This window comes from Mycobacterium sp. NAZ190054 (assembly GCF_001545925.1).
In the GTDB taxonomy this organism is placed as follows: domain Bacteria; phylum Actinomycetota; class Actinomycetes; order Mycobacteriales; family Mycobacteriaceae; genus Mycobacterium.
This window is the reverse complement of the sequence record NZ_LMVQ01000312.1, coordinates 16,358-29,520: the sequence shown is the minus strand read 5'-3', so window position 1 is coordinate 29,520 and position 13,163 is coordinate 16,358. Positions and strand designations below refer to the sequence as shown.

The window sequence follows — 13,163 nt, the reverse complement described above, 5'->3', positions numbered from 1 at the left end:
ATCTTCGCTCCGTCGCTCAGCGCGGTGTCCCACTGCGACCGCGGGATCACCGACCAGTCCACCGCCACCGCGATGCCCTTCTCGGGGAAACCGGCCGCGGCAGCGCCGCCGACTGCCGGCTGCAGTGGGCCGTGGTCACCGCCGGCGAGCAACCCGACAGCCCCCAGCAGGTGCTGTTCTTCGACGATGGCGAGCCGATCGGCTCACCGACGATGGACCCGCGGCCCTACATCACCGTCACGCCGCAGGGTGAGCACGACGCCGCCGTGCAGTACCAGTGGCGCCAGGGGCAGGACGAAGCGTGCTGCCCGACCGGTATCGGGTCGGTCACCGTCACCATCGAGGACGGCCGGCTGACCGTGCTGGGGCCGATCCCGGGCCCCTGAGCGTCCGCGGCTAGATCGTCCCCGCGCTGGTGGCGTCCTGTGGGGTGTGCTCGTCGGCGTCGGGGATGCGCTCGGGGTGCAGCATCTCGGCGTAGCGCAGCTGTTCGGGGATGCCGAACCCGTCGACGAGCATCTCGGCGTACGGGCGCAACCGCCTGCACCGGTCGTTGATGCCGCGGGTGACGGCTTTGGCGCGCTCGGTGGACAGGAACCGGTGCTCGACGAACCAGGCCTTGTCCTGGTCGATCACCGACAGCGCGTACAAATCACACACCATGCCGAGGATCTCGCGCGCCTCGTCGTCCTCGCAGGCGTCGATGCCGGCCACGAACGCTTCCAGGATGATTCGGTCGATGTGTGCCTGCGCGGTGTGCAGCACATGGTCCTGCACCGAGTTGAACGCATCGAAGGCACCCATCTCTTTGGACTTGCCCTGCAGCCGCCGCGCCACCGACGAGAGCATGTACTCCTCGCGGTCCTCGAACATCTGGACCTGGGTGCCGCGGTTGAAGAGGCTGCCCTCCTCCTCGTTGTCCTGCCGGGTGTCCAGGATGGTCTGGATGATCGTCTGTGCCGCAGTGCGTTTGAGCACCCGCTCACCGGCGAAGTTGGCTGCGAAGCGCACCCACTCGACCGGGCTCATGCCCTTGATGTCGTCGGCGTAGGCGGTCAGCAGTTCCTTGGCCACCAACTGGGTCAGCACGTGGTTGTCACCCTCGAACGTGGTGAACACGTCGGTGTCGGCCTTCAGCGCGATCAGCCGGTTCTCGGCGAGGTAGCCTGCGCCGCCGCACGCCTCGCGTGCCTCCTGGATCGCGCGGGTGGCGTGCCAGGTGTTGGCGGCCTTCAAACCGGCGGCGCGGGATTCGAGTTCCCGTTGCTCCTCGGGATCCGGGTCTTCGGCGGTCTGCAGCTCGTGGCACCGGGCCACCAACTCGTTCTGCGCGAACTGCAGCGCGTAGGACCGCGCGATCAACGGGAACAGCCTGCGTTGGTGGACGAGGTAGTCCATCAGCAGCACCTCGCCGCCGTCCGGGTCGGAGAACTGCCTGCGCTGCAACGCATACCGGGTCGCGATGTCGAGCGCGACGCGCGCGGCGGCGCCGGCGCTGCCGCCGACGGTGACCCGGCCGCGGATCAGGGTGCCCAGCATCGTGAAGAAGCGGCGGTTGGGGTTCTCGATCGGGGAGCTGTACGTCCCGTCCGGGGCCACGTCGGCGTACCTGTTGAGCAGGTTCTCCCGCGGTACCCGGACGTTGTCGAACTGGATGCGGCCGTTGTCGACGCCGGGCAGTCCGCCCTTGTAGTGGCAGTCCGACGTCGTCACACCCGGCAGGTCGTCGCCGTCGTCGTCACGGATCGGCACCACGAAGCAGTGCACCCCGTGCTGCACCCCGTCCGGGGTGATCAGCTGAGCGAAAACCGCTGCCACCCGGGCGGTTTCGGCTGCACCGCCGATGTAATCCTTCCGCGACGTCGGGGTGGGGGAGTCGATCACGAACTCCTGGGTGGCCGGGTCGTAGGTGGCCGTGGTCTCCAGGGACTGCACGTCGCTGCCGTGGCCGGTCTCGGTCATCGCGAAACAGCCGAGCAGTTCGAGGTCGATCAGTTTCTTGACGTAGGCCTCGTGGTGGCGCTTGGTGCCCAGATTCTCGATGGCGCCGCCGAACAGGCCCCACTGCACGCCCGCCTTGACCATCAACGACAGGTCGCTCATCGCGAGCATCTCGATCTGGGTGACCGCGGCGCCGACGTCGCCGTTGCCGCCGTGCTCCTTCTTGAACCCGTCCTCGGCGGCACCGCGGGCGGCCATGATCCTCAACTGCTCGGCCACTTTCGTGCGCGCGATGACGGTGTTCGGGGTGTAGTGCGGCCGGAAGATCTCGTCGCTGAGTTCCCGGCGCATTCGGTTCTTCACCTCCCGGAAGCGGCCGTCCAGCGAGTTGCGCAGATGCTCCGCAGTGGTGGTCATGCCTCGACGGTAGCCCGCTGGGCGGGGCCGCAAACTGTGATGTGTCAAACCCAGGTGAGCCTGACTGGGGAACCGTCGCCGCGCGGGTGTTCAATCAAGCCATGCCACCGTCCTCCGATGTGCCGCTGTCACCGACCGGCCTGCCGCACGTCGTCGATCACCGGCACGCCGATGTGACCGGAGGGTGGTTGCGCGCGGCGACATTCGGCGCGATGGACGGCCTGGTGAGCAACACGGCACTGATCGCAGGTGTGGCCGCCAGCGCCGACGCGCACACCGTGGTGATCAGCGGGGTCGCCGGCCTGCTGGCCGGGGCGTTCTCGATGGCGCTGGGCGAGTACACGTCGGTGACGACGGCCAACGAACAGATCGAATCCGAAGTGCGCGTGGAGCGCCGGTCGTTCCGCAAGCATCCGCAGGCCGAGCGCGCCGAGTTGACCGCGATGCTGACCGACATGGGGATGACGCCGGAGACGGCGGCCAAGGCCACCGACGAGATTCACCGCGACGAGACCAAGGCGATGAACTTCCACCTGGTCCAGGAACTCGGGGTCGACCCGCGCGAGAAGCCCTCGCCGTGGGTGGCGGCGGTCTCGTCGTTCTTCCTGTTCGCGATCGGCGCGGTGATCCCGCTGATCCCGTACCTGCTCGGGTTCGCGTCGCTGTGGGCGGGACTGGCCTGCGGTGGCGCCGGGCTGCTGCTGGCCGGTGGGGTTGCGGCGCGGTTCACCCGGCAGCCGCTGGCCTGGGCGGCGTCCCGGCAGCTGCTGCTCGGCGGTGCCGCGATCGCACTGACCTACTTCGTCGGCTATCTGATCGGGGTGGCGGTCACCTGATCAGCTGTCGCTGCCCACGGTGACCGCGCGGGCCTGATCGGTGATCTCGTCGAGCGCGGGCTCCTCGGCATCGATGTGCGTCAGGTGCTTACGCGTCAGCGCGAGCACCACGGCGGCCAGCAGCACGGCGGCGGCGCCGACCCAGAACGGCAGATGCACGTTGACCTGTTCGCCGAGTACGCCGGCCAGCCACGGCGCGGCCGCGGCGCCGCCGAACCGCATGAAGCTGTAGGCCGCCGACGCGACGCCACGCTCGACCGGCGCGGCCTTCATCACGGTCTCGGTGATCAGCGTGTTGTTGATGCCGATCCACAGTCCGGCCACCACGACACAGGTCGCCAGGACGGCCTTGCTGTCGGTTCCGACGGCCATCACGACCAGCGTGACGGTCATCGCGGCCAGGTTCACCAGCAGCGTCGGCACCGTGCCGAACCGGCGCTGCAACCGCGGTGCGACCAGCACCGACGTGACCGCCAGCGCGACACCCCAGCCGAAGAAGATCAGTCCGATCTGGTGGGCGCTCATGTCGAGGGGGAACGGGGTGAACGCGAGCAGGGTGAAGAACCCGAAGTTGTACAGCAGCGCGGTCACCGAGACGCCGAACAGTCCGCGGTGGCGCAGCGCGCGAAACGGGTCGGCCAGTGTGGTGGCGCGTTCGGCGCGCGGGGTGGCCGGCAGCAGGAACGCGGTCACGACGAGCGCGACGGCCATCAGCACCGAGACCCCGAAGAACGGGCCGCGCCACGAGATCGACCCGAGCAGGCCGCCGACGAGCGGACCCACCGCGATGCCGACGCCGAGCGCGGCCTCGTAGAGGATGATCGCCCGCGCCACCGAACCGCGTGCCGAGCTGACGATGGTGGCCAACGCGGTCGCGATGAACAGCGCATTGCCCAGCCCCCACAGCGCACGCCAGCCGACGATGCCCGTCACCGAATCGCTCAGCCCGGCCAGGCCGGCGCCGGCGATGATGATGACCAGGCCCAGCAGCAGTGTGCGCTTCGGGCCGATCCGGCTGGACACCACGCCGGTGACCAGCATTGCCAGGCCCATCACCGCCATGTAACTGGTGAACAGCAGCGAGACCTGCGACGGCGTGGCGTTCAGATTGTCGGCGATCGGCTTCAGGATCGGATCGACGAGGCCGATGCCCATGAAGGCGACGACGGAGGCGAACGCCACCGCCCAGACGGCTTTGGGTTGGGAACGAAGCATAGGGAAACTATATAGAGAGCCGATGGAATGGCTCAAATCAGCGTGCCGCCGGGCTCTGCGTCGTCGCGTCCTCGATGAGCCGGCGCATGATGTCCACGGCCCCGGCCAGCGTCTCGCGCTCGGCATCGCTCAGGCGCTCCAGATGCGGTGCGATCGCCGCGCCGCGGTCCGCGCGCGCCTGCCGCAGCGCGGCGACGCCTTCAGGGGTGATGCGGATCAACACGGCGCGCGCGTCGTTCGGGTCGGCCGCGCGCGTGACCATGCCGGCGTCCTCGAGGCGGCGCACCTGGGTGGTCATCGTCGGTTGGGAACAGTGGTCGAGCGCGGCCAGGTCGGAGATCCGGGCCTCACCCCGGTCTTCGATCGTGGACAGCAGACGCGCCTGTGCGAACGGGACGGGCATGCGGACGCGCTGGTTGGCGAGCCGGTTGATCCGGGCCACCACCGCGAGCAGATCTGAACCGAGCGTCGTCGACATGTGCCCATAGTTACATAGGCGGGGCTATGTAACTATGGGCGTGTCGTGGCACCGGTCACAGCCCGGGCCGTCGGTCGGTGGCGGGGCGGCTGGCAGAATCGTGTGATGACATCGGTCGGCCCGGAGCGCGTCCTTCGACGGACCGGACCGCTCCGACCGGTCGAACTGGCGCACGCCTCGGTGATGGCGGCGCTGTGCGCGGCGATCGCGATCATCGCGGTGGTCGTGCCGTTCGCGGCCGGGCTGTCCCTGCTGGGCACCGTGCCCATGGGTCTGTTGGCCTACCGCTACCGTCTCCGGGTCCTGCTCGCCGCGACGGTGGCCGGAGCGATCGTCGCATTCCTGATCGCCGGGATGGGCGGCTTCATGACCGTGGTGAACTGCGCCTACATCGGCGGGCTGACCGGCATCGTCAAACGCCGCGGACGCGGCACCCCGACGGTCGTCTGCTGTGCGCTCATCGCCGGTGCGCTGTTCGGTCTCGTCGTCGTCGCCGCGCTGGCCGTGCTGAGCCGCCTGCGGAATTTGATGTTCGAATCGGTCACCGCCAACGTCACCGGTCTGGCGGCGGTCGTCGAGCGCGTCCCGGGCATGGAGCCCCTCGCCGAACGGCTCACCCGGGACTTTGCGACCGCGCTCCAGTACTGGCCGTTGCTGTTCTTCGCCGCAGGGGTCGTCAGCATCACGTTCGTCAGCCTCGTCGGCTGGTGGGCGCTGTCGCGGGTGCTGGGTCGCCTGCTCGGCGTGCCCGACGTCCACAAGCTGGAAGCCTCTACCGACACCGGCCCGATCGCCCCGGTCCCGCTGCAGCTGCGCGACGTCCGCTTCCGCTACCCCAAGGCCGACCACGACGCGCTCGGCCCGGTCACGCTGGCGGTGCGGCCCGGTGAGCATCTGGCGGTCACCGGTGCCAACGGCTCGGGCAAGACCACGCTGATGCTGGTGCTGTCGGGGCGCGAACCCACCGCCGGAACCGTGGAACGCCCGGGGGCGGTCGGCCTGGGCAAGATCGGTGGCACGGCGGTGGTGATGCAGCATCCGGAGAGTCAGGTCCTGGGCACCCGCGTCGCCGACGACGTGGTGTGGGGGCTGCCGCCGGGGACGGCCATCGACGTGGACCAGCTGCTCGCCGAGGTGGGACTCGACGGGCTCGCCGAACGGGACACCGGCGGACTGTCCGGCGGTGAACTGCAGCGGCTCGCGGTCGCCGCGGCACTGGCCCGCGACCCGTCGCTGCTGGTGGCCGACGAGGTCACCAGCATGGTCGACCAGGGCGGCCGCGAGGCGCTGATGTCGGTGCTGGCCGGCCTGACCAGACGCCACCACACCGCGCTGGTGCACATCACGCACTACAACAACGAGGCCGAGGCCGCCGACCGCGCCGTGATGCTCGCCGGCAACGGTGCCGCCGACAACACCCACATGGTGGAGCAGGCCGACGTGCCGGCCCCCGCGCCGGCCGGCGACAGGCCGCGGGGCGCACCGGTCCTGGAGCTCGCCGGCGTCGGCCACGAATACGGCAGCGGGACACCGTGGGCCAAGACCGCGTTGCAGGGCATCGACCTCACCGTCCATGAGGGCGACGGGGTGTTGATCCACGGCCTGAACGGTTCCGGCAAGTCCACCCTGGCGTGGATCATGGCGGGCCTGACCGTGCCCACCACGGGCAGCTGCCTGCTCGACGGCAAACCCGTGTCCGAACAGGTTGGCGCTGTTGCGATCTCGTTCCAGGCCGCGCGGCTGCAGCTGATGCGCAGCCACGTCGCCCACGAGATCGCCTCGGCTGCGGGGTTCTCGGTGCGCGACAGCAGGCGTGTCATCGCCGCGCTGGCCAGTGTCGGACTGGATCCTGCCCTGGCGATGCGCCGCATCGACCAGCTCAGCGGCGGACAGATGCGGCGCGTCGTGCTGGCCGGCCTGCTGGCCCGCTCACCCCGGGCGCTGATCCTCGACGAACCCCTCGCCGGCCTGGACGCCGAGTCCCAGCGCGGCCTGCTGCGGCTGCTCGAAGACCTCAGGCGCCGTGAGCGGCTCACCATCGTCGTGATCTCGCACGACTTCGCCGGTCTCGACGGGTTGTGCCCGCGCACGGTGCATCTGGAGAACGGCGTGCTCACACCGGCGTCGGCGACGGCAGGAGGACGCTCATGACCGCCGCCGCGGCGCCGCGCAAGCCTCGCAGGCAGGTGGTGCTGCTGCGGCCGGTGCCCGGGGACACCGTCATGCACCGGCTCTGGGCGGGCTCGAAACTGCTGATCGTCGCCGCGATCGGGGTGCTGCTGACGTTCTACCCGGGATGGGTGCCGATCGGGGCGGTCGCGGTACTGGTCGTCGCCGGCGCCGTCATCGCCCGCATCCCGCGCGGGGTGCTGCCCACCATCCCGGCCTGGCTCTGGCTCCTGCTGCTGCTGGGTGCGGTCACCGCGACGTTCGCCGGCGGCAGCCCCGTGATCGGCATCGGCGGGGTCGAGGTCGGGCTCGGCGGTCTGCTGAACTTCCTGCGCATCACCGCGCTGTCGATCGTGCTGCTGGGCCTCGGCGCGATGGTGTCGTGGACCACCAACGTGGCCGAAGTCGCGCCCGCGGTGGCCAAACTGGGCCGTCCGCTGCGCGCGCTGCGAATCCCGGTCGACGACTGGGCGGTGGCGCTGGCGTTGGCGCTGAGGGCATTTCCGATGCTCGTCGACGAGTTCAGCGTCCTGTATGCCGCGCGGCGCCTGCGGCCGCGTGAGCCCGACAGGCGCCGCGGCACACGTTTTCGCCGGGGGGCCTCCGGCCTGATCGATCTGCTGGCCGCCGCGGTCACGGTGGCGTTGCGCCGCGCCGACGAGATGGGCGACGCGATCACCGCCCGCGGTGGAGCGGGGCAGATCTCGGCGGCCCCGTCGGGGCCGAAACGCCGCGACTGGGTCGCGTTCGCCGTCGTCATCCTGGTGTGCGGCATCGCGCTGGCGCTCGAACTGACCATCCTGGGCACCAGCGCGAGCCGGCGCTGACCCATTACGGTGTGAAGGCGTGACAGCCCGAACCGTCGACCCGGATTTCCTTGCGCTGCCGCGCCACGCGCTCGCCGATGCCGCACTGACCGCGGCGACCCAGGCCGGCGCCAGTTACGCCGACCTCCGCATCCACGCCATCACCACCGAATCCGTGCAGCTGCGCGACGGCGCGCTGGAGACAGCGGTCACCGACTACGAGATCGGGCTGGCGGTGCGGGTGATCGTCGACGGCACTTGGGGGTTCGCCTCACACGCGGAGCTGGACACCGCGGCGGCCGCCGACACCGCCCGCCGGGCGGTCCGGGTGGCGAGCACGCTGGCGCCGTTGAACGCCGAACGCATAGAGCTCGCACCCGAGCCGGTCTACCGGGACGTCACCTGGGTGTCGGACTACGCGATCGACCCGTTCGGCGTGTCGACGCAGGACAAGATCGCGGTGCTGGAGGACTACTCCGGGCGGCTGCTGGCCTCCGACGGCGTGGATCACGTGTCGGCGTGGCTGAACACCGCGAAGGAGCAGACCTTCTACGCCGACACGTTCGGCTCGTCGATCACCCAGCAACGGGTGCGCGTGCTGCCCAGCCTGGATGCGGTGTCCGTCGACGCGGCCGCGGGATCGTTCGAGTCGATGAGCACCCTGGCGCCGCCGACGGCCCGGGGCTGGGAAGCCGTTGCCGGCGACGAGGTCTGGGACTGGTCCGGTGAGTTGGCGGAACTGCCGTCGCTGCTGGCCGAGAAGGTCAAGGCGCCCACGGTGGTCGCCGGACCGACCGATCTGGTGATCGACCCGACCAACCTGTGGCTGACCATCCACGAGTCGATCGGCCACGCCACCGAGTACGACCGGGCGATCGGCTACGAAGCTGCCTACGCCGGAACGTCGTTCGCCACACCGGACAAGCTCGGACGCATGCGGTACGGCTCACCGGTGATGAACGTGACCGCCGACCGCACCGTGGCGCACGGGCTGGCGACGGTGGGTTTCGACGACGAGGGTGTGCGCGCGCAGAGCTGGGATCTGGTGCGCGACGGGGTGTTCGTCGGGTACCAGCTCGACCGGGTGTTCGCGCCCCGGCTCGGGGTGAGCCGATCCAACGGCTGCTCCTACGCAGACTCCGCGCACCACGTCCCGATCCAGCGGATGGCCAACGTGTCCCTGCAGCCCGGTCCCGAGGATCTCAGCACGGCGGACCTGATCGCGAGGGTGTCCAACGGGCTATACATCGTCGGTGACAAGAGCTGGTCGATCGACATGCAGCGGTACAACTTCCAGTTCACCGGTCAGCGCTTCTTCCGGATCCGCGACGGCAGGCTGGACGGTCAGGTGCGCGACGTCGCCTATCAGGCCACCACGACCGATTTCTGGGGTGCGCTGGAAGCCGTCGGCGGACAGTCGACCTGGCGTCTCGGCGGCGCGTTCAACTGCGGCAAGGCCCAGCCCGGTCAGGTTGCCGCGGTGAGTCACGGCTGCCCGTCGGCGCTGTTCCGGGGTGTCAACGTGCTCAACACGCGCGAAGAGGGCGGGCGGTAGAACATGATCGGGGCACAGCTGGTGATCGAGGTCACGCTCAACGAGGCGCGTCGGCTGGGCAGGGCAGACGAGACCATCGTGCTGGTGACCGACCGGGTCGACGCGTCGCTGCGGTGGGCCAACAACACGATGACGACCAACGGAGAATCGACCAGTCGCACCACCACCGTCATCTCCGTGGTGCGCAAGGGTGAGGACGCCCACGTCGGCTCGGTACGCTCCAGCTCGGTGGATCCGGCCGTGATCACCGACCTGGTGGCCGCCTCCCAGAACGCGGCCGTGGCAGCGCCACCGGCCCGGGACAACGCGCCCGCGCTGCCCGCCGGGGACACCCCGGCCGACTGGGACGCCGACATCCCGCGCACCGGCGCCGAGGTGTTCGGCAGTGTGGCAACGGCTTTGGCCCGTGGGTTCCGCGGCCCCGACACGTTGTTCGGGTTCGCCCGCCACGAGCTGGAGACGACGTTCGTGGCGACCTCGACAGGTCTGCGCAGACGGTTCACACAGCCGACCGGCTCGGTGGAGATCAACGCCAAACGCGGCGGGGCCAGCGCCTGGAGTGGTGTCAGCACCGCCGATTTCGCCGATGTGCCGACTGATTCAATGCTCGACGACCTCGCGACCCGGTTGTCGTGGGCACAGCGCAGCGTGGAGCTGCCGGCCGGGCGCTACGAGACGATCATGCCGCCGTCGACGGTGGCCGACATGATGATCTACCTGATGTGGTCGATGGGCGGCCGCGGCGCGCAGGAGGGCCGCACCGCACTGGCCGCGCCCGGGGGAGGTACCCGGGTGGGGGAGAGGCTCACGTCGCTGCCGCTGACGCTGTACTCCGATCCCGGCGCCGCCGGCCTGGAATGCTCGCCGTTCGTGACCGCGACGAGTTCGTCGGAACGGTCGTCGGTGTTCGACAACGGCATGCCGATCGATCGGGTCGACTGGATCCGCGACGGCACCGTCAATGCGCTGGCCTATCCGAGGGCGGCCGCCGCGGAGTTCGGTGAACCGGTGGCGGTGGCGGCCGACAACCTGCTGATGACCGGCGGCACGGCCAGCCTGCAGGAGATGATCGCCGGCACCGAGCGGGGGTTGCTGCTCACCACGTTGTGGTACATGCGTGAGGTCGATCCGTCGGTGCTGCTGCTGACCGGGCTGACCCGCGACGGGGTGTATCTGATCGAGGACGGCCGGGTCGCTGCCGCGGTCAACAACTTCCGGTTCAACGAGAGCCCGCTGGACCTGCTGCGCCGTGCCACCGAGGCCGGGGTCAGCGAGGTGACGCTGCCGCGGGAGTGGGGCGACTGGGCCACCCGCGCCATGATGCCGGCGCTGCGGATCCCCGACTTTCACATGTCTTCGGTCAGTCAGGCGCAATAATGCGGAGATGACCAGGCGTGAGCTGTCGGACCGGTTGGCCGGACTGGCCGCGCTGTCCTCGGGACAGGAGCGAGCCGACACCTTGATCCGGCTGACATGCGGGCGCGCGCTGTCGCTACCGCCGCTACCACTTCCGGTCGACGTGCCGGACGAGCACGGCGAACAGGATGCCGTACTCGCCGCGTTCGCCGAGCAGTTCGCCGTCGACGTCACCGGGATCGGGGACAACCAGCGCGAGCGTTTCATTGATGCGTTCGGCGACAAGGCATTTCGGGTGGTGGTCGCGATCTTCATCGCCGACTTCCTGCCGCGGGTGTGGGCCGGGTGCGAGGCGCTCGGTCTCGGCAGGCCGGGCTGGACGGCCGAGGTGCAGATCGACCGGCAGACCGATCCGGTCGGCGCGCTTCTGGGCGGGTTCGTGCCCGCGGTGGCGCGGCTGCGCGAGTTGGACCCGGTCACCACGGAGGTGGTGCGACTGCGTGGGGCCGACGCGCACAACTGCCGGCTGTGCAAGTCGCTGCGGGAAGCCCGCGCGTTGGAGGCGGGCGGTTCGGAGCAGTTGTACCGCCAGATCACCGACTTCGAGACCGCCGACGGGTTGACCGACGCGCACAAGGCCGCACTGCGGTACGTCGATGCGCTGATCTGGTCGCCGTCGCGGATCGACGCGGAGGTCGCCGACGGCGTGCGCCACCACTTCTCCGGCAAGCAGATGCTGGAGCTCACGCTGGACGTGATGCGTAACGCCGCCAACAAGATCGCGGTGTCGCTGGGCGCCGACGCGCCGCGGGTGACCGAAGGCACCGAACGCTACGAGGTCGACGAACGGGGCCAGACCATATTCGCCTGAGTGGCCGTATGCGACCATGGTGGCCGCGCAGTCGCGCCGGGGCGGTAGCTCAGTCGGTTAGAGCCGTGGACTCATAATCCATTGGTCGCGGGTTCGAGCCCCGCCCGCCCCACATCTACAGCTCGAGTTCAGCGTCATCTGCGGCGGCTGCCGTCCGGTGTGCCGACGGCGGCGTCGCTACGACTCGCAGCCGACTCCATCGCCGTTGTTGTCCAGCCCATAGATGTCGTCTCCGATGACAGTCACTGGTCCTGAAACGTAGGACGGACCGTTACCGCTGCCGCCTTCGCAGTCGACATCGCTATCGACCGGTACGCAGGCACCGGAGTAATTGGAGTCGCATGCCGAGCTCTGCGGTGTGGGCGCTAGAGGCCCGGCGTTCGCCGCTGGAGCCAAGGCGACGCCAACGACAACGAGGAGCCCGATTGTCGCGAACGTCAATTTGCCCACGGCGCAGATCGTAGCAAACCGTGCGTTCGTCGATATCTGCTTGACAGATCGACCGGCCGAACCGCTCGCGTGCCCGAGGTCAGTTCGTTGACCTGTCGAAAATCTGGGCCGGTCGGTGAGGCGCAATTTCAGTTCGCCAGTCAACAGGCCAGTTGTTCGGTCCTGGACCTGACGCTGATTGAGTTGAACGAGGTGCGTCTGGTCATCACGGCAATCCCTGCCGACGGCCTGCTCGGGCAATTGCTGTGTGCCCTCGCGCTGAATCAGATTCTGGGCCGGCGCTAAGGTCCAGCTTCACGTGGCTGCGGTGTTGTCCCCCGACGGTTACGAGGTCCGGGTGCGGTACGAGCAGTTTCAGGCCGCCCGGCCGCGCGCGTAGGAGATCAGGTCTCTGCCGTGATGCGGTGCCTGCCACCGATGCACCCCGGCGCCCTGCGCGTAGGCCAGGTGCCCGCCGAGGGCGCCGCCGACACTGACGACGACCAACGCAACCACCGTCAGCGCGGTGGCACGACGATGGTGTTGCGCCCGGTGTGCCCGGTACGCCAGCGCGAACAGCCCGATCGCGACGGCGTTGGTCACCGCGTGGATCAACCCCACCCGTCGCTGCTCACGGTTGAGCAGCGCGAAATCCGCCCACCCCGCCAATGCGGTGGGCGGCGCCGCGGCCAGTCCGACGCCTAGCAGTCGACGCGCCGTCGTGTGATCCCGGAACGCCACGTCGAACAGCAACGCGGTCGTCCACGAACCCAACGGCAGGAAGATGAGCAGCGGGTGGACCGGATGGCCGAGCCATGATCCCCGCAACGCCGCTGCGATCCGGCCGTCGCCGAGTAGTCGGTCGACCGTGTCGGCGGCGCGTTCGGCCGGTCCATCGACCGCGCTGACTGATTCTGCGGACCGAAGCAGCGAGTGAACGTTCATGGTGGGCCTCCTCGGAGGCGGAGGTACCCCGTCCCGGCGCCGCGGAACCACGCAGGCTACCTCGGCACCGGATGCGTTGCGAGGAAAGGTCATCGCGGACGTCGGCTGCGCGCGATGCGGTAAACGACCGGGCCTATCCAGAAAA

At 69.4% G+C, this 13,163-nt stretch carries 13 protein-coding genes, 1 tRNA gene and 2 pseudogenes; 11 read left to right on the top strand and 5 right to left on the bottom strand.

Annotated elements, in window-relative coordinates; translation table 11 throughout:
* The coding region (locus tag ASJ79_RS35165; RefSeq protein ID WP_369803724.1) for a MoaD/ThiS family protein at nucleotides 1-125 on the bottom strand (125 nt) is incomplete at its 3' end.
* A 6-nt stretch (nucleotides 126-131) separates the two neighbouring features.
* Between ASJ79_RS35165 and ASJ79_RS20020 the strand changes: the two genes are divergently transcribed.
* Nucleotides 132-386 (top strand): LppP/LprE family lipoprotein, encoded by a 255-nt coding sequence (locus ASJ79_RS20020; RefSeq protein WP_231750942.1) that lies wholly within the window; start codon nucleotides 132-134, stop codon nucleotides 384-386.
* Nucleotides 387-396: 10 nt separating this feature from the next.
* On the opposite strand, the gene ASJ79_RS20015 is transcribed toward ASJ79_RS20020, so the two are convergent.
* Entirely contained in the window at nucleotides 397-2,358 is a 1,962-nt protein-coding gene (locus ASJ79_RS20015) for an acyl-CoA dehydrogenase (protein ID WP_067958963.1), read from the bottom strand.
* A gap of 101 nt (nucleotides 2,359-2,459) precedes the next feature.
* Between ASJ79_RS20015 and ASJ79_RS20010 the strand changes: the two genes are divergently transcribed.
* Nucleotides 2,460-3,194: a VIT1/CCC1 transporter family protein gene (locus ASJ79_RS20010; protein ID WP_067958957.1), complete on the top strand. Its 735-nt coding sequence runs from the start codon at nucleotides 2,460-2,462 to the stop codon at nucleotides 3,192-3,194.
* On the opposite strand, the gene ASJ79_RS20005 is transcribed toward ASJ79_RS20010, so the two are convergent.
* Both ASJ79_RS20005 and ASJ79_RS20000 read right to left on the bottom strand, forming a co-directional pair.
* Nucleotides 3,195-4,409: an MFS transporter gene (locus ASJ79_RS20005; protein ID WP_067958954.1), complete on the bottom strand. Its 1,215-nt coding sequence runs from the start codon at nucleotides 4,407-4,409 to the stop codon at nucleotides 3,195-3,197. It lies immediately after the preceding gene.
* Between the two features lie 37 nt (nucleotides 4,410-4,446).
* Entirely contained in the window at nucleotides 4,447-4,887 is a 441-nt protein-coding gene (locus tag ASJ79_RS20000) for a MarR family winged helix-turn-helix transcriptional regulator (protein WP_067958950.1), read from the bottom strand.
* A 105-nt stretch (nucleotides 4,888-4,992) separates the two neighbouring features.
* Here ASJ79_RS20000 and ASJ79_RS35160 point away from each other — a divergent pair.
* The 9 genes and pseudogenes from ASJ79_RS35160 to ASJ79_RS19965 all read left to right on the top strand — a co-directional run.
* Nucleotides 4,993-5,613 (top strand): annotated as a pseudogene (locus ASJ79_RS35160) (DUF2232 domain-containing protein); the annotation flags it as partial.
* Nucleotides 5,614-5,754: 141 nt separating this feature from the next.
* A pseudogene (locus tag ASJ79_RS35155) lies at nucleotides 5,755-6,084 on the top strand (ATP-binding cassette domain-containing protein); the annotation flags it as partial.
* Between the two features lie 63 nt (nucleotides 6,085-6,147).
* Entirely contained in the window at nucleotides 6,148-7,038 is an 891-nt protein-coding gene (locus ASJ79_RS35150; protein WP_369803722.1) for an ATP-binding cassette domain-containing protein, read from the top strand.
* Complete coding sequence (locus tag ASJ79_RS19990; RefSeq protein ID WP_067958944.1) at nucleotides 7,035-7,883, top strand: energy-coupling factor transporter transmembrane protein EcfT; 849 nt, start codon at nucleotides 7,035-7,037, stop codon at nucleotides 7,881-7,883. The genes ASJ79_RS35150 and ASJ79_RS19990 overlap by 4 nt, the downstream gene beginning before the upstream one ends.
* A gap of 19 nt (nucleotides 7,884-7,902) precedes the next feature.
* Nucleotides 7,903-9,417, top strand: a complete 1,515-nt coding sequence (locus ASJ79_RS19985) for a TldD/PmbA family protein (protein ID WP_067958940.1) — start codon at nucleotides 7,903-7,905, stop codon at nucleotides 9,415-9,417.
* Nucleotides 9,418-9,420: 3 nt separating this feature from the next.
* The gene (locus ASJ79_RS19980) at nucleotides 9,421-10,794 is read left to right on the top strand and encodes a metallopeptidase TldD-related protein (RefSeq protein WP_067958937.1); all 1,374 of its coding nucleotides are present in this window, start codon (nucleotides 9,421-9,423) and stop codon (nucleotides 10,792-10,794) included.
* 7 nt (nucleotides 10,795-10,801) lie between these two features.
* Complete coding sequence (locus tag ASJ79_RS19975; RefSeq protein ID WP_067958935.1) at nucleotides 10,802-11,644, top strand: carboxymuconolactone decarboxylase family protein; 843 nt, start codon at nucleotides 10,802-10,804, stop codon at nucleotides 11,642-11,644.
* 38 nt (nucleotides 11,645-11,682) lie between these two features.
* Nucleotides 11,683-11,756: transfer RNA gene (locus ASJ79_RS19970), tRNA-Ile, on the top strand.
* A 407-nt stretch (nucleotides 11,757-12,163) separates the two neighbouring features.
* Nucleotides 12,164-12,379 carry a hypothetical protein gene (locus ASJ79_RS19965; protein WP_067958932.1) on the top strand — a complete coding sequence of 72 codons (216 nt, stop codon included), beginning with the start codon at nucleotides 12,164-12,166 and terminating at the stop codon, nucleotides 12,377-12,379.
* A 69-nt stretch (nucleotides 12,380-12,448) separates the two neighbouring features.
* Here ASJ79_RS19965 and ASJ79_RS19960 read toward each other — a convergent pair whose 3' ends face one another.
* Nucleotides 12,449-13,018, bottom strand: coding sequence for a DUF2231 domain-containing protein (locus ASJ79_RS19960; protein WP_067958929.1), 570 nt, complete (start codon nucleotides 13,016-13,018; stop codon nucleotides 12,449-12,451).
* Nucleotides 13,019-13,163 lie beyond the last annotated feature (145 nt).